General features: G+C 62.7%; 13 protein-coding genes. 9 read left to right on the top strand and 4 right to left on the bottom strand.

The genetic code is table 11. The features are described 5' to 3' along the window. The first annotated feature begins 49 nt into the window (after positions 1–49). Entirely contained in the window at positions 50–1,957 is a 1,908-nt protein-coding gene (locus IOD17_RS13845; protein WP_325175669.1) for a diguanylate cyclase, read from the top strand. Positions 1,958–2,000: 43 nt separating this feature from the next. Here IOD17_RS13845 and IOD17_RS13840 read toward each other — a convergent pair whose 3' ends face one another. Next, positions 2,001–3,419, bottom strand: coding sequence for a DASH family cryptochrome (locus tag IOD17_RS13840; RefSeq protein WP_233685646.1), 1,419 nt, complete (start codon positions 3,417–3,419; stop codon positions 2,001–2,003). Between the two features lie 181 nt (positions 3,420–3,600). Between IOD17_RS13840 and IOD17_RS13835 the strand changes: the two genes are divergently transcribed. From IOD17_RS13835 to IOD17_RS13825, 3 genes are all read left to right on the top strand, one after another. Further along, positions 3,601–4,194 carry a MarC family protein gene (locus IOD17_RS13835; RefSeq protein WP_233685645.1) on the top strand — a complete coding sequence of 198 codons (594 nt, stop codon included), beginning with the start codon at positions 3,601–3,603 and terminating at the stop codon, positions 4,192–4,194. Next, positions 4,191–4,967: an N-acetylmuramoyl-L-alanine amidase gene (locus IOD17_RS13830; protein WP_233685644.1), complete on the top strand. Its 777-nt coding sequence runs from the start codon at positions 4,191–4,193 to the stop codon at positions 4,965–4,967. The genes IOD17_RS13835 and IOD17_RS13830 overlap by 4 nt, the downstream gene beginning before the upstream one ends. Positions 4,968–5,175: 208 nt before the next feature. Beyond that, positions 5,176–6,660, top strand: a complete 1,485-nt coding sequence (locus tag IOD17_RS13825) for a nucleobase:cation symporter-2 family protein (protein ID WP_233685643.1) — start codon at positions 5,176–5,178, stop codon at positions 6,658–6,660. On the opposite strand, the gene IOD17_RS13820 is transcribed toward IOD17_RS13825, so the two are convergent. The 3 genes from IOD17_RS13820 to algB form a co-directional block, all read right to left on the bottom strand. Further along, a complete protein-coding gene (locus IOD17_RS13820; RefSeq protein ID WP_233685642.1) occupies positions 6,657–7,082 on the bottom strand; it encodes a DUF1330 domain-containing protein in 426 nt (141 codons plus the stop codon). The two genes, IOD17_RS13825 and IOD17_RS13820, sit on opposite strands and share 4 nt — an antisense overlap. An 89-nt stretch (positions 7,083–7,171) precedes the next feature. Further along, positions 7,172–8,947 carry a KinB sensor domain-containing domain gene (locus IOD17_RS13815; RefSeq protein ID WP_233685641.1) on the bottom strand — a complete coding sequence of 592 codons (1,776 nt, stop codon included), beginning with the start codon at positions 8,945–8,947 and terminating at the stop codon, positions 7,172–7,174. Further along, on the bottom strand, positions 8,944–10,296 hold the full coding sequence (algB, locus tag IOD17_RS13810) for a sigma-54-dependent response regulator transcription factor AlgB (RefSeq protein ID WP_233685640.1): 1,353 nt from the start codon (positions 10,294–10,296) through the stop codon (positions 8,944–8,946). The genes IOD17_RS13815 and algB overlap by 4 nt, the downstream gene beginning before the upstream one ends. A gap of 243 nt (positions 10,297–10,539) precedes the next feature. Here algB and IOD17_RS13805 point away from each other — a divergent pair, with 243 nt between their 5' ends. From IOD17_RS13805 to IOD17_RS13785, 5 genes are all read left to right on the top strand, one after another. Further along, on the top strand, positions 10,540–11,376 hold the full coding sequence (locus IOD17_RS13805; RefSeq protein ID WP_233685639.1) for a BON domain-containing protein: 837 nt from the start codon (positions 10,540–10,542) through the stop codon (positions 11,374–11,376). 73 nt (positions 11,377–11,449) lie between these two features. Next, positions 11,450–11,884, top strand: coding sequence for a ferritin-like domain-containing protein (locus IOD17_RS13800; protein WP_233685638.1), 435 nt, complete (start codon positions 11,450–11,452; stop codon positions 11,882–11,884). A gap of 75 nt (positions 11,885–11,959) precedes the next feature. Then, positions 11,960–12,124: a DUF1328 domain-containing protein gene (locus IOD17_RS13795; protein ID WP_233685637.1), complete on the top strand. Its 165-nt coding sequence runs from the start codon at positions 11,960–11,962 to the stop codon at positions 12,122–12,124. Positions 12,125–12,277: 153 nt separating this feature from the next. Continuing rightward, a complete protein-coding gene (locus IOD17_RS13790) occupies positions 12,278–12,736 on the top strand; it encodes an inhibitor of vertebrate lysozyme family protein (RefSeq protein ID WP_233685636.1) in 459 nt (152 codons plus the stop codon). A 224-nt stretch (positions 12,737–12,960) separates the two neighbouring features. Beyond that, positions 12,961–14,190, top strand: coding sequence for a nucleoside recognition domain-containing protein (locus IOD17_RS13785; RefSeq protein ID WP_233685635.1), 1,230 nt, complete (start codon positions 12,961–12,963; stop codon positions 14,188–14,190). Positions 14,191–14,263 lie beyond the last annotated feature (73 nt).

Raw genomic sequence — 14,263 nt, 5'->3', positions numbered from 1 at the left:
CTTGCAGTGTGATGACCCGGCAACAGACCTCGAACACTGGATGGCGATGATGACCGACGATGCCCAGCGCTGGAAAAGCAAGTACCTGGAAAGCCTGGAACAGCAGGAAAAACTTGAACGCCGCTGGGAGGCACGTCTGGACTTGCTGCGTCGCGGCCTGGTGCGCAGCTCGCTGGCAGCGGAAGGCAGCGACAAGTCGGTCGATCAATGCATGCAGGAGCTGCGCGATACCCTGCGCCGCGATGACATCGACAGCGGCCTTGCTGCACTGATCCCACGCCTGGAAAAGGCCGTACTGGATTCGGAAAAACGCCGCCAGGACCGCATCGAACAGAACATTTCCGGCGTCACCAACCTGACCAGCCAACTGTTGGCCCTGGAGCCGCCGCGTGAAGTGCGCAAGGCCCTCAAACAATTCGCCAAACGCATCGAGGAACGTGCCAGCCAGCCGCGCGAATTGCCGGCATTGCTTAGCGAACTGAGCAGTCTGCAGCAGCAGGCGCTGGCAGCCTTTGATCGCGACGCCGCGACGGCCCGCCCCGGTTTGTTGCAACGTCTGTTTGGTGCCAAGGAAGCCGACGCCGCGTCAACCGTGGCCGAGCAGCCCTCGGATGCTCCCGCTCCGCTGCCAACCGCCGCAGCCGCCGAGCCTGCACAAATGTCTGCATCTGAAGCGCTGGCCAGCCCGGCAGCCGCGCCTGCTGTACCGGCACTTGTGGAGCCTGCTGAGGCTCTGGTCATGGAGGCAGCTGCCGCAGAGCCTGTATCGCCATCGCCATCGCCATCGCCATCGCCATCGCCATCGCCATCGCTAGCGGCTCCTGTCACCCCGCCCGCCGTTGCCGAAACGCCCACTGCGCCGCTTGCCGAGGGTGACCCTGCCTATGCCTTGCCGGAGATTCCCGAACCCGGCTACAGCGCGGTAGCGCCGCATATCGGCGAAAGCCTGACCAGCCTGCTCGACGAACTGGAACTGCCGGAGCGCCATAAGCCTCAGGGTGAGGCCCTGCGCCAACGGGTACTGGGTGGCTTGAACTGGTATGAGCTGGTGGCCGTACTGGATGATCTGGCGGTGCTGATTCTGGCCGTGACCGACAGTGGCCAGCGCGAATTTGCCAGCTACCTGAAACAGCTCAACGAGCGCCTGGCGTCGTTTCTCGGCACCCTCACCGAAGCCCATGAGGGCTACAGCGAATCGGTGGAAAGTGCGCGTACCTTCAATCAGGAGCTGCGTGAGCAGGTCAGCGGCCTGCAAGCCAGCGTGCAGGAAGCGGTGGATCTGCACAGCCTCAAGCAATCACTGGAAGCGCGCCTGGATGGTTTGCTCAACACCGTCAGTGAGCATCAGAAGCACCGCGATGGCCGCGAAGAAGAGGTGGCGCAGCGCCTGCAAAGCCTGACCCAGAAAGTCGCTGAGATGGAGCAAGAGGCGCAGAGTTTCCGTGATCACCTGGAAGAGCAGCGGCAGAAAGCGTTGATCGACCCGCTGACCGGCTTGCCCAATCGTGCCGGTTGGGGCGAGCGCCTGGAGTTGGAGATGGCGCGCTGGAAGCGTTACGGCGGCGAACTGGCGCTGGCTGTGCTGGATATCGACCACTTCAAGCGGATCAACGATGGTTATGGCCACCTGGCCGGCGACAAGGTGCTGAAAATCATTGCCGGTGAACTGGCCAAGCGCCTGCGCAAGACCGACTTCATTGCCCGCTTTGGCGGTGAGGAATTTGTGTTGCTGATCCCATCAACCCCGCTGGAGGGCGGGCGGCAGCTGTTGCAGACCCTGCTTGATGGCGTTGAGCAGTGTCCTTTTCACTTCCGGGGCGAGCGGGTGACCATCACCCTGTCTGCCGGGCTGACGAGTTTTGCCAGTGGTGAAAGCAGCGAGAAGGTCTTCGAACGCGCCGACCAGGCCTTGTACCGGGCCAAGAGCGGCGGACGCAACCGCGTCGAGCTGGGTTGATCTGGCCCCGCGCGTGGCATGGCAGGGCGCGCTGCTGGCGGGTTCAGGCGACTGCGTGCAGGTAGGGTTTCCAGCTCTCCGGAATAGTGCCCAGCTGTGGGTAGCCGAGGCTGCGCAGGTGGCCGCCGGCGAGCAGAAAGGGCGTGTGCCGCAGCGCCTGCGGTACATCACGCAGCTCCGGTAGCCAGAGGTTCACATAGTGCGCGTCCGGGTCGTATTCACGGGCTTGGCGCAGGGCATTGAACACGCGGTTATGCCGTGGATCGTTGCCCACTCCGGCGAGGTAGGCCCAGTTGCCCCAGTTGCTGGCCGGGTCGTAGTCGATCAGGTGTTCCTCGAACCAGGCCGCACCATGGCGCCAGTCCTGTTGCAGGTCATTGATCAGGTAGCTGGCCACCACCTGGCGGCCACGGTTGGACATAAAACCGGTGGCGGCCAGCTCGCGCATATTTGCGTCGATCAGCGGCATGCCGGTGCGCCCGCGCGACCAGTCCTGAAAACGCTGGTCCAGCTGTTGCGGTGCCCGTGCGGTGGCCTTCAGCCCGCCAGCCTTGAACAGCGCGCTGCCATGCCGCGCCAGGGTCCAGCGGAAGAAATCGCGCCAGAGCATCTCGATCCACAGCCAGTGGGTCGAGTCATTGCGCTTGTACTGCGCTTCATGGCGGCGCAGTTCGGCGATAACCCGGCGTGCCGAGAGGCTGCCATTGGCCAGCCAGGGCGAGAACTTCGAGGAGTACTCGCTGCCGACCATGCCGTTGCGGGTGTCCTTGTACTGCCGCACGCCCTGGGTTTTCCACAGGTAGTCACGCAGGCGGCCGAGGGCTGCCGGCTCGCCACCGGAGAAGGGAAAGGCGCTGGCGGCAACACTCAGCGGCTCACCCAGGCCCAGCTGCGACAGCGTGGGCAGCGGCTGCATCAGCGCCAGCGCGCCATCGGGTAGAAGTGGCAGGCGATCCGGCGCATGACGTGGCTGGAATACCTGCAGGCGCTCTTCGATCAGACTGCGAAAGCGGCTGAAGACATGCGGCAGCTGCTCAAGGGCGAAGGGCAGCTCTTCGCTGCGCAGCAGGTTATTGGCAGGTGCCTGTTGCACCGGCACCTGGCCCAGGTGTTTTGCGACACGAGCCACCAAGGCGCGTTCATCCGGAGCAATCTCCTCCAGGGTCAGCACCTGATCCAGGTTGAACTGCGCGACCAGCTGGGGGATGGCTTGTTCCGCGCTGCCAATTACCAGCAGCAGGTGTGAGCCGCGTTGGCGCAGTTCGCCCTCCAGCGCCACCAGGCTTTCCAGCAAGAAGCGCGCACGGTGTACACCCATGCGGCGCATGCCAAACTCGTTGAGTTGCAGCTGCTCAGGATCCAGCACATACACCGGCAGCAGGCATTCAGCGCTCAGGCCGGCTTGCAGCGCGGGATGGTCGTCAAGGCGTAGATCCTGTTTGAACCAGAGCAAGGCGCGCATGGTGCTGATCTCCTAATCAATACAAAGCCTGTACATAATTTCCTTATTTGTACAGTTTTTAGTCTAGCAGCGTCCGCCATGGCTTGCCCAGGCAATAGACCAGCGTGGCGCTTCCACCTGATCAAAGGCGTTTTCTGCTGGCATAAGCACTAAACTCTGCCGATCTGTAGAGGAGTGCTTCATGGAAATTTTCGGCATCGCCGCGTTGATCTTTCTGGTCACCGACCCGTTCGGCAACATCGCCATCTTTATCGCTGCACTGAAGAACGTGCCGGCCAACCGCCGCCTCTGGGTGGCTGGGCGCGAGCTGTTGTTCGCCCTGGCCCTGTTGCTGCTGTTCCTTACCTTTGGCGACAAGGTGCTCAGCGCTCTGGGCCTGTCGCGTGAAGCCACGGCGATTGCCGGGGGGATCATCCTGTTTGTGATCGCCATGCGCCTGATCTTCCCCAGCCCGCAAGGCGTATTGGGGGATGTGCCGGATGGCGAACCGATGCTGGTGCCGCTGGCCACTCCGGCGGTGGCCGGGCCATCGGCCCTGGCGGTGCTGATGACCCTGCGCAATACCCACGAAGGACCGCTGTGGGAGCTCTACGCCGCCGTGTTGCTGGCCTGGGCGGCGACCGCCTTTATTCTCTTGCAGGCGTCGTTTCTGCAGCGTTTCCTTGGCCCTCGCGGGTTGACCGCAGTGGAACGACTGATGGGCATGCTGTTGATCATGCTCAGCGTCGACATGCTGCTGGATAACCTGCAAAGCGTGTTGCACATCGCCCCATGAGAACGATCTTTCTGAGTGCTCTGTTGTTGCTGCTGGCCGGCTGCGGTCACGGTTTGCGCATTGATGACAGTCATATCGCCGCTGGGCAGAACAGCCGTGTGCAATACATCGTGCTGCATTACACCTCGGCTGACCTGAACCGCTCGCTGCAACTGCTGACCGAGACCGAGGTGAGCAGTCACTACCTGATTGGTGAGGCGCCACCGACCATCTACCGCCTGGTCGATGAAAATCGCCGTGCCTGGCACGCCGGCGACAGTCAGTGGCAAGGGCGTACCTGGCTCAATGGCACCACGATTGGCATCGAACTGGTTAACCAGGGCTTCTATGACACCCCCGCAGGCCGCTACTGGCAGCCGTTTGCCCCGGCGCAGATTGAGGCGCTGATCGCGCTGCTCAAGGACATCATGCAACGCCACCAGCTGTCGCCCGGCAGCATCCTGGCGCACAGTGATATTGCCCCGCAGCGCAAGGTCGACCCCGGTCCGCTGTTCCCCTGGAAGCGCCTGGCCGAGGCCGGCCTGATGCCGTGGCCGGATGACAGTGCCGTGGCACATCAGCAGGCGCTGTTCAGTGCCAGCCTGCCAAGCGTGCAGTGGTTCCAGGAGCAGTTGATGCGACAGGGCTACGCCGTGCCACTGCATGGCGAGCTGGATCAGGCCACGCGCAATGTCATCGCGGCTTTTCAGATGAAATACCGCCCGGCACGCTATGACGGCGAACCAGATGCCCAGACGGCGGCGCTGCTGGTGGTACTGGCCGCAATGCTCTAAACCGAGGCCTGCAGCGTTGGTAATAAACAACCGCCGAAACAGCGTATGTTTCGGCGGTTTTTTATGTGCGCATGTTCTTTTCTAGACTGTGTATTCGAGAATCGTTCTGGCGATGCTCTTTTGTCTGAAAATGTATACAAAGTTGTAGCCAAGACGATTTATGTTTGTCTACATTGCTCGCACAAGAACAAACAGCGAGTACCCCAGCATGACGACTTCACCTGTTACGCCGTCTTCCGCACAGCGCCCGGAAGACGAAAACCTTGGTATCGGTGCCAACCTCGCCTATGGCCTGCAGCATGTATTGACCATGTATGGCGGCATCGTTGCGGTGCCCCTGATCATTGGTCAGGCCGCCGGTCTGTCACCCGCGGATATCGGCTTGCTGATTGCCGCCTCGCTGTTTGCCGGCGGCCTGGCGACCTTGCTGCAAACCCTCGGGTTGCCGTTCTTCGGCTCACAGCTACCGCTGGTACAAGGTGTGTCCTTTGCCGGGGTGGCGACCATGATTGCGATCCTCGGCAGTGACGGTGCCGGCGGTCTCCCTGCGGTGTTCGGCGCGGTGATCGCGGCCTCGATTATCGGGCTGTTGATCACCCCGGTATTCTCTCGCATCACCAAATTCTTCCCGCCACTGGTCAATGGCATCGTCATCACCGTCATCGGCCTGACGCTGATGCCAGTGGCGGCGCGCTGGGCCATGGGCGGTAATAGTGCCGCAGCGGATTTCGGCAGCATGGCCAATATCGGCCTGGCCGCGTTGACCCTGGTCACCGTGCTGCTGCTGAGCAAGTTGGGCAGTTCGAGCATCTCGCGCCTGTCGATCCTGCTGGCCATGGTCATTGGCACCCTGGTAGCCGTGGCCCTGGGCATGGCGGATTTCTCCAAGGTGACTGAAGGGCCGATGGTGACAATGCCCAGCCCGTTCCATTTCGGCATGCCGACCTTCCACGTGGCGGCCATCATCTCGATGCTGATCGTGATCATCGTCACCCTGGTGGAAACTTCGGCGGACATCCTCGCGGTGGGTGACATCATCGAAACCAAGGTCGACTCCAAGCGCCTGGGCAATGGTCTGCGTGCGGACATGATCTCCAGCGTGTTTGCACCGATCTTCGGCTCCTTCACCCAGAGCGCCTTTGCCCAGAACGTCGGCCTGGTGGCCGTGACCGGGGTGAAGAGCCGCTATGTGGTGGCCTCGGCCGGTCTGATTCTGGTGACCCTCGGCCTGTTGCCGGTGATGGGCCGTCTGGTCGCCGCCGTGCCTACGGCAGTGCTCGGTGGTGCTGGTGTGGTGCTGTTCGGCACCGTGGCGGCGAGCGGCATTCGCACCCTGTCCAAGGTGGATTACCGCAACAACATGAACCTGATCATCGTCGCCACCTCCATTGGCTTCGGCATGATCCCGATTGCCGCGCCGACCTTCTATCACCACTTCCCGGCCTGGTTCGAAACCATCTTCCACTCCGGCATCAGCTCGGCGGCGATCATGGCGATTCTGCTCAACCTGGCCTTCAACCACTTCAAGGCCGGCAACTCGGACCAGCAGTCGGTATTCGTCGCCGGCCACGAACGCACCCTGCGTTACCAGGACATTGCCGCACTGAATGATGGTGACTACTTCAAGGGCGGCAAGCTGTTCGACGTCGAAGGCAAGGAAGTGCCCTTGATCAAGGACGCTGCCGGGCACTAGCCCGGCTGAGCTGGCGCCGGGTGTTCGGTGTTGGCGATCAGCCGCGAGTCAGCCAGAGCGGCCGTGCGGTGCTCGGTCGCCGCACGGTACTCCGGGTCGGCGAGCATGCTGAGAAAAGCCGCCTTGGACGGGTAACGCACCAGCAGCAGTTCATCCCATTGCTCGTCAGCGGGCGCGATCAGCGCCGCTTGCGCGCGGGCCATGATCTGCACCTCGCCGCCCACCCCACGAACTTTGCGCAGCGCCGTCTGGCTGTAGCGCGCATAGGCTTCGCGGCCACTGCACGGTGTGTGGCCGCTGCCGCTGGCATAGCTGGCCTGGGCCTGAAAGCGCAGCAGGTTGAGCATCAGCAGCGGTGTGTCATCCGCCACCTTGGCGGTGAATGCAGCCAGTTGCTCAGGACTGGGGTTGATGCTGGGCATGGCGGTGCTCCTCATGTGTGGAGCGCCCAGTCTCGACATGCGCCGGCGTACAGGCAATCGCCATCAGCCAGGCTGATACCCAGAAATGCCTACACCGGCAGTGTCACGTAGAACTGCGCACCTTGCCCTGCCCGTGAGTGCACGCCGATCTGCCCGCCATGCAGCTGGACGATCTCCTTGCATAGGGCCAGACCAAGGCCGGCGCCGCCTTTCTTGCGGCTGACCTGGACGAAGGGCTCGAAGATCCGCGTCTGCTGGCGATATGCAATACCCTCGCCGTTGTCTGCCACGCTGAGCACCACCCGATCATCCTGCTGCCGTGCATGCAGGCGGATCTGCCCGCCGGGGTGGCTGTGGCGCAAGGCGTTGCCGATCAGGTTGTCGAGCACCCGTTCGATCTGCAGCGCATCGATCTGCAGGTCCGGCAGCTCGCCGTGCACCTCGCAAGCCAGGCTGATCTGCAATTCAGCCGCCTGGGCACTGAAGCGCTGCTGGGTTTGCAGCAGCAGCGGTTCGAGGGCGCAGTTGGACAGTTCCAGGGTTTGCAGGCCGTTCTGGTAGCGCGAGAAATTCAGCAGATCGTTGATCAGCCGCAGCAGGCGCTGCATCTCCTCATCCACGGTGCTGAGCAGGTCGGCCTCGCGGGATTCGGTGGCGAACTGCACGCGCTCCTGCAACAGCGAGAACGCCATCAGCATGCCGGTCACCGGGGTGCGCAGCTCGTGTGAGGCACGTAGCACGAACTCACTGCGCAGCCGTTCGAAGGCGCGCTGCTCGGTCACGTCGCGCAACACCATCACCGCGCACATCAGCCGCCCTTCACTGTGGCTGACACCCGACAGGCTGTAGGCGAGCAGGCGACTCTCACCGTCGACCTGCACCTGCACATCGTCCAGCAGCTCATCCAGATTTTCGCCCTGCAACACCTTGTGCAGCTGCTCAGCCAGGTCGGCGCGTTGCAGTGCCACATCCAGGGTCTGGCCCAGTTGTGCCGTGCTCCAGCCCAGTTGCCGTTGTGCCACCGGGTTGAAATGCTCGACCCGGCCGGCGCAGTCGAAGATCAGCAGGCCGTCATCGATGCCATCGAGCACCGCTTGCAGGCGTTGTTGCTCGGCTTGCAGGGCGGCCACATCGCTGCTTTTGAATTCGCGCAGGGCCTCGGCCATCAGGCCGAAGCGCTGGCTCAGAGCGGACAGCTCCGCCACCGGGGTCAGCGGCAGGGTCACCTGAAAATCGCCCTGACCGATCTGGTCGGCGGCCCGCGCCAGTGCCTCGATCGGCCGGCCGAAGCGCTGGGCGATGCTGTGCGCGGTGACAAAACCGATTACCAGCACGGCCAGGCCGATCAGCCCGAGCAAGCCGGCGATCAGCCAGGCGCGTTCGCGGGCGCGGGCTTCTTCCTGTTCCACGGCGCTGACGTAACGCATCTGCACGGCGTTGATGCGGTCGCGCAGGGCCTCGATGGCGCGCCCGAAACTGTCATTGCTGAGCAGCCCGCGGCGTACGGTCAGCGGTTTGGCCAGCAGGTCATCGAAGTTGCCATAGGCCCGCTCGACTTCGGCAATCGCCTGGCGGTCGCTGTCATCGGTGGCGCTTTGTGCGGCGCGTTGCAGCCAGACCTTGAACTGCTGATCGGAGGCTTTAAGTGCCTCGCGGTCGAGGTCTTCAGCGAGCAGCAGAATCACCTGCTTGCCCAGCTCCTGGCGCAGGCCGAGGCTGGCCTCGATGATCTGCAGGTTGCGGTTCATCGCCTGGCCTTGTACCTGGGTCAGTTGCAGCACGCTGAACATGCCCAGCAACAGCCCGACCAGGGCCACGGTGAGCAGCGCACTGCTGCTGAGAAACAGCCGGCTGCGCAGCTTCACAGGCTGAGCTGCTTGCGTTTGCGGTACAGGGTCGAGGCGTCGATACCGAGGGTTTTTGCCGCCTGATCGAGGCTTTCGCTGTTGGCCATCACGGCGCTGATATGGGCTTTTTCCAGGTCTTGCAGGCTCAGCTGATCGCCGATCTGCGGGGCACTGGGGCTGGCCTGCGGGCTCAGGCCGAGGTGGCTGACCTGCACCCGTTCTTCGCTGCAGATGATGCTGGCGCGCTCGATCACGTTGCGCAGCTCGCGGATATTGCCCGGCCAGGCGTAGCTGAGCAGCGCCTCGCGGGCTTCGTCGCTGAAGGTGCGCGCCGGGCGGGCGTAGTCGACGACAAAGCGCGCGAGAAAGCGCTCGGCCAGCTCGAGGATATCCTCGCGGCGTTCGCGCAGCGGCGGCAGGGTCAGGGTGATGACGTTGAGGCGATACAGCAGGTCTTCGCGGAAACGCCCCTGCTGCACCATCTCATCGAGATTGAGGTTGGTGGCCGCGAGAATCCGTACATCGGCCTGACGGGTCACCGGGTCGCCGATGCGCTCGTATTGTTTGTCCTGGATAAAGCGCAGCAGTTTGGGTTGCAGAGCCAGCGGGAAATCGCCGATCTCGTCGAGGAACAGGCTGCCGCCATCGGCCTGATTGACCCGCCCCAGGGTGCTTTCGCTGGCGCCGGTAAAGGCCCCGCGGTTATGCCCGAACAGCTCGCTTTCCATCAGCTCGGCGCTGAGCGACGGGCAGTTGATGGTGACGCAGGATTTCTTCGCACGTTTGCTCCAGCGATGAATGGCTTGCGCCAACTCACCCTTACCGGTGCCGGACTCGCCGAGAATCAGGATGTTGGCGTCGGTGTCGGCCACCTGTTTGGCCGTTTGCAGCACGGCCATCAGTGCCGGGCTCTGCGAGTCGAGGTCGTCGCCGGGCTTGCGCGCACAGCCTTCCAGACGCTCCAGACGTTCGGCCAGCTGGCGCGCTTCCAGCTGTTTGGCGGCGGCCAGGCGCAGCTGCTCGGGGCTGCACGGCTTGACCAGATAATCTGCTGCGCCGGCCTGGATGGCATCCACGGCGGTGTCCACAGCCGAGTGCGCGGTGACTATTACTACACGCATCCAGGGCGCCTGCAGGCGCATTTGCGCCAGTACTTCCAGGCCGTCATCCGCACCCAGGCGCAGGTCGAGAAAGCACAGGTCGAACACCTGACGCAGCAGCAGTGCATCGGCCTGGGCAGCGCTGTTGGCCGTGCTGACCTGATAACCCTGATCTTCCAGGCAATAGCGGAAGGTGCGCAGGATCGCCGGCTCGTCATCGACCAGCAGGATGCGTCCCAGGCTGTGTTCCTCGTTGCGTGTGTGCATGTTCTTCTCCTTGAGCCATTCGCGGTAGCCGTGCTGAGGGTTAGTCCACGATGCGTCGTGCAAGTTGCACGGCGGTTCACCGCGGATCATGCAAGCTGCATGTTCAAGGCGTTTCTGTTTATTAGTTAAGTTATTGATATATATGTATTTATTCTGATTTAAAAAGCTGGCATGGCGCTTGCGATCTAGCAGTAACGGCGGCGACAAACGGCTGCCTGATCGTTATCCATTGGAGGAACTGCCATGCATCAATTGAAAACTCTGGCCCTGGCCACTGCGACCGCTGGCCTGATCGGCCTGGCCCCTTTTGCGGCCTATGCAGCGCAAAGCGATACCAGCCGTGAGCTGAGCGAGGCACGCCAGGAAGGCTCGATCTGGACCGCCTTCGCCCTTAATCGCCACCTCAATCCCTTCACCATCGACGTGGACGTGGAAAACGGCAGCGCCAAGCTCACCGGCAAGGTGGAAACCGATGTCGAGCGTGACCTGGCCGAGCAAATCGCCCTGGGCATCGACGGCGTGAAAGAGGTCGACAACCAGCTGACCCTCGACCCGGCCTTTGAAGCCAAGGCCAGCAGCGAGCCAAGCCTGTCGCAGCGTTTTGACGATGCCACCCTGGCCGCCACGGTGAAATCCAAGCTGCTGTGGAACAGCAATACCGAAGGCCTGGATATCAAGGTCAGCGCCGCCAATGGCACGGTCAGCCTGACTGGCAGCGCGCAGAGCGCCGAGGCCAAGGAGCTGGCCGGGCGTCTGGCGGCCAACACCGATGGCGTGCGCGAGGTGAACAACCTGCTCAGCGTCAGTGCGGTCGACAGCACGGCGGCCAAGGTACAGAACGCCGCTGATGACACCGCTGCGGCGATCAGCGATGCGTGGATCACCAGCAAGGTGAAATCCAGCTTTATCTACAGCCGCAACCTCGACGGCCTGAATATCTCGGTCGACACCCAGAAGGGCATGGTCAGTCTCAGCGGCAGCGTGCTGAGCAACGCCGAGAAGCAGTTGGCGATTGAGACCGCACGCAACATCCGTGGCGTACGCGGCGTTGATGCCGATGCCCTGCGCGTCGCCAGCTAACGGCCTGTTGATCCATCCGGGCAGCGGCGGCCCTGTTATCCGGGTCGCCGCTACAACGCAGAGGAGATTCACCATGACCCACACCACTGAGCAACTCAACGAACTGATCGAAATCACCCGTGACGGCCAGCGCTTCTACCAGCATGCCCACGACGAGGTGAAGGACGTGCGCTTGCAGGCGCTGTTTCGCGACATGTCGCAGAGCAAGGGCGAGCTGATTCGCGCGCTGTCGGTGAAAGTGGCCGCCAACCAGGCCAAGCCCGCCAGCGGTGGCACCCTCGTTGGCAAGCTGCGTCAGGTCTACGCCGACACCAAGGCGACCCTGGTCAGCGACACCGAAGCCACCTATGTGGCGCAGCTGGAAGAGGCCGAAGACCGCATCCTGCATGCCTTCGAGGATGCTCTGGAGTGCGCCGAACCGGACGTGCAGGTCCTGCTGAACGCAGAAATGCCCAATGTGCGGGCCAACCATGAGCGCATGCGCGCCCTTAAACAGTCCATGCAGTAAATCTGTTCCGCTGTGGCCTGCGCCACAGCGGGTCAAACCGCGCCACGGCGCACAATCTGAGTAAGGAGATTCGCCATGTTGAGTTGGGCCATTACCTTTCTGATTATCGCCATCATCGCTGCAGTCCTGGGCTTCGGTGGTATCGCCGGCACCGCCACGGGTATCGCGAAAATTCTGTTCGTGGTGTTCCTGGTGATGTTTATCGTCTCGTTCGTCATGGGCCGTCGCCCACGTGGATAGCCGCTCGTTGAAAAACTACCTGCGTTGGCAATACCGCGTTAAAGCGCCCTAGAAATGCTCATTTACAGCCGTAAACTCCGCTTTCTAGGTCGCTTCCGCCATGTCTTGCCTGCCTCGCCTACGTTTTTTCAACGACCTTCTAGAGGAGCAACCATGACCATCAAGACGCTGCTTGCCGCCCTGTTGCTGGGCGGCAGTGCGGCGGCCTTGGCCGCGAACACTGACGGCCAATTCCGCCTCAACGAACTGCTCACCAGCGACCCGGCCTACCAACAAAGCTGGCAGGAACTGGTAGAAGAGGAAAGCCGTTTGCCGGAGTGGGTGATCAACCTCAACGGCATTGCCAGCCCCATGCAGGGGGTGGATGACGACGGTGACAAGTACCTGGTCGGTCAGCTGTGCGAAGCGCACAACTGCTTCAATCAGCGCCTCTACGTGGCCTTCAGCTGGGACAAGGACGACGCCTACGCCCTCTATGTGCAACTGCCCGATGGCCTACCGACGGACAGAGCACCCAGCCAGCACGCCACCCTGCGCTGGCTCGGCGAGCCGGACGAAGCGACTCAGCAACTGCTGCAGGAGCAGCTGAGAAGTGACCCGAACTGGTACTAGTGCCGCGCACGAATGCTCTGTTGTGGCAGGGGCTTGAGCCGCGATGTTTTCAGCGTCTTTAAGACAAATCGCGGCTAAAGCGGATCGCCGCCCGGCCCCTCCTACATAGCCTCAACATATCGTGATGGCCCCATGCTTTGCGTGAGGGCCGCGAACAGACTCTCTCCACCGTCTTGGTATAAGCCGCGCTATCATCCCGCCCATGGATCTGGGGGAGAGACGGCATGCTCAATTGGCTGTGGCTGGGTTTTTTCGTGGTGGCGGCCATTGCCGGCCTGTCGCGCTGGTTGCTCGGTGACGACCCGGCGGTGTTCGCTGCCATGGTCGAAAGCCTGTTTGCCATGGCCAAGTTGTCGGTCGAGGTGATGGTGCTGCTGTTCGGCACCCTGACCCTCTGGCTCGGGCTGCTGCGCATTGCCGAGAAAGCCGGCCTGGTCGATGCCCTGGCGCGCATGCTCGGCCCGCTGTTTGCGCGGCTGATGCCGGAAGTGCCGCGCGGCCACCCCGCCCTCGGCCTGATCACCATGAACTTCGCCGCCAATGGCCTGGGCCTGGATAACGCCGCCACGCCGATTGGCCTGAAAGCCATGCGCGCGCTGCAAACCCTCAACCCCAGCAGCACCACGGCGACTAATGCGCAGATTCTGTTTCTGGTGCTTAACGCCTCGTCACTGACCCTGCTGCCGGTGACCATCTTTATGTACCGCGCCCAGCAGGGTGCGCCGGACCCGACTCTGGTGTTTCTGCCGATTCTGCTGGCCACCAGCGCCTCGACCCTGGTCGGCTTGCTGTCGGTGGCGCTGATGCAGCGCCTGCGCCTGTGGGACCCGGTGGTGCTGGCCTACCTGATTCCCGGTGCGCTGCTGCTCGGCAGCTTTATGGCCGTGCTGGCGACGATGTCGGCCACGGCGCTGGCGGCGCTGTCGTCGCTGGCCGGCAACCTAACCCTGTTCGGCATCGTCCTACTGTTTCTGCTGCTCGGCGCGCTGAAGAAGGTGGCGGTGTACGAGGAGTTTGTCGAAGGCGCGAAAGAAGGCTTCGACGTGGCCAAAAGCCTGCTGCCCTACCTGGTAGCGATGCTTTGCGCAATTGGCGTATTGCGAGCGTCGGGTGCGCTGGAATTCGGTCTGGATGGCATTCGCTGGCTGATTGAAGCGCTGGGCTGGGATACGCGTTTTGTCGAGGCGCTGCCCACCGCGCTGGTCAAGCCGTTCTCCGGCAGCGCGGCGCGCGCCATGCTGATCGAAACCATGCAGACCCACGGCGTCGACAGCTTCCCGGCGCTGATTGCGGCGACCATCCAGGGCAGCACGGAAACCACCTTCTATGTGCTGGCGGTGTACTTCGGCGCGGTGGGCATCCAGCGCGTGCGGCATGCCGTGGGCTGCGCCCTACTGGCTGAGCTGGCCGGGGTGGTAGCGGCCATCTTCGTCTGCTACTGGTTCTTCGGTTAAGCGTTCGGTAACGACCAGCTGCGCAATAAATCGTAGGTTGGCGTTGAGCGCAGCGAAGCCCAACAGGGTGTGG

The sequence above is a fragment of the Pseudomonas anguilliseptica genome (genome assembly GCF_021375795.1).
Classification (GTDB): Bacteria; Pseudomonadota; Gammaproteobacteria; order Pseudomonadales; family Pseudomonadaceae; genus Aquipseudomonas; species Aquipseudomonas anguilliseptica_A.
This window is presented reverse-complemented; position numbering and strand designations above follow the sequence as displayed.

What these genes read in the sequence shown, in the direction of transcription:
- IOD17_RS13840 (WP_233685646.1), bottom strand. Translation starts at nt 3,419, where the DNA reads ATGCGCGCCTTGCTCTGGTTCAAACAGGATCTACGCCTTGACGACCAT.
- IOD17_RS13830 (WP_233685644.1), top strand. Translation starts at nt 4,191, where the DNA reads ATGAGAACGATCTTTCTGAGTGCTCTGTTGTTGCTGCTGGCCGGCTGC.
- IOD17_RS13795 (WP_233685637.1), top strand. Translation starts at nt 11,960, where the DNA reads ATGTTGAGTTGGGCCATTACCTTTCTGATTATCGCCATCATCGCTGCA.
- IOD17_RS13825 (WP_233685643.1), top strand. Translation starts at nt 5,176, where the DNA reads ATGACGACTTCACCTGTTACGCCGTCTTCCGCACAGCGCCCGGAAGAC.
- IOD17_RS13820 (WP_233685642.1), bottom strand. Translation starts at nt 7,082, where the DNA reads ATGCCCAGCATCAACCCCAGTCCTGAGCAACTGGCTGCATTCACCGCC.
- IOD17_RS13785 (WP_233685635.1), top strand. Translation starts at nt 12,961, where the DNA reads ATGCTCAATTGGCTGTGGCTGGGTTTTTTCGTGGTGGCGGCCATTGCC.
- IOD17_RS13845 (WP_325175669.1), top strand. Translation starts at nt 50, where the DNA reads ATGACCGACGATGCCCAGCGCTGGAAAAGCAAGTACCTGGAAAGCCTG.
- IOD17_RS13835 (WP_233685645.1), top strand. Translation starts at nt 3,601, where the DNA reads ATGGAAATTTTCGGCATCGCCGCGTTGATCTTTCTGGTCACCGACCCG.
- IOD17_RS13790 (WP_233685636.1), top strand. Translation starts at nt 12,278, where the DNA reads ATGACCATCAAGACGCTGCTTGCCGCCCTGTTGCTGGGCGGCAGTGCG.
- IOD17_RS13805 (WP_233685639.1), top strand. Translation starts at nt 10,540, where the DNA reads ATGCATCAATTGAAAACTCTGGCCCTGGCCACTGCGACCGCTGGCCTG.
- algB (WP_233685640.1), bottom strand. Translation starts at nt 10,296, where the DNA reads ATGCACACACGCAACGAGGAACACAGCCTGGGACGCATCCTGCTGGTC.
- IOD17_RS13800 (WP_233685638.1), top strand. Translation starts at nt 11,450, where the DNA reads ATGACCCACACCACTGAGCAACTCAACGAACTGATCGAAATCACCCGT.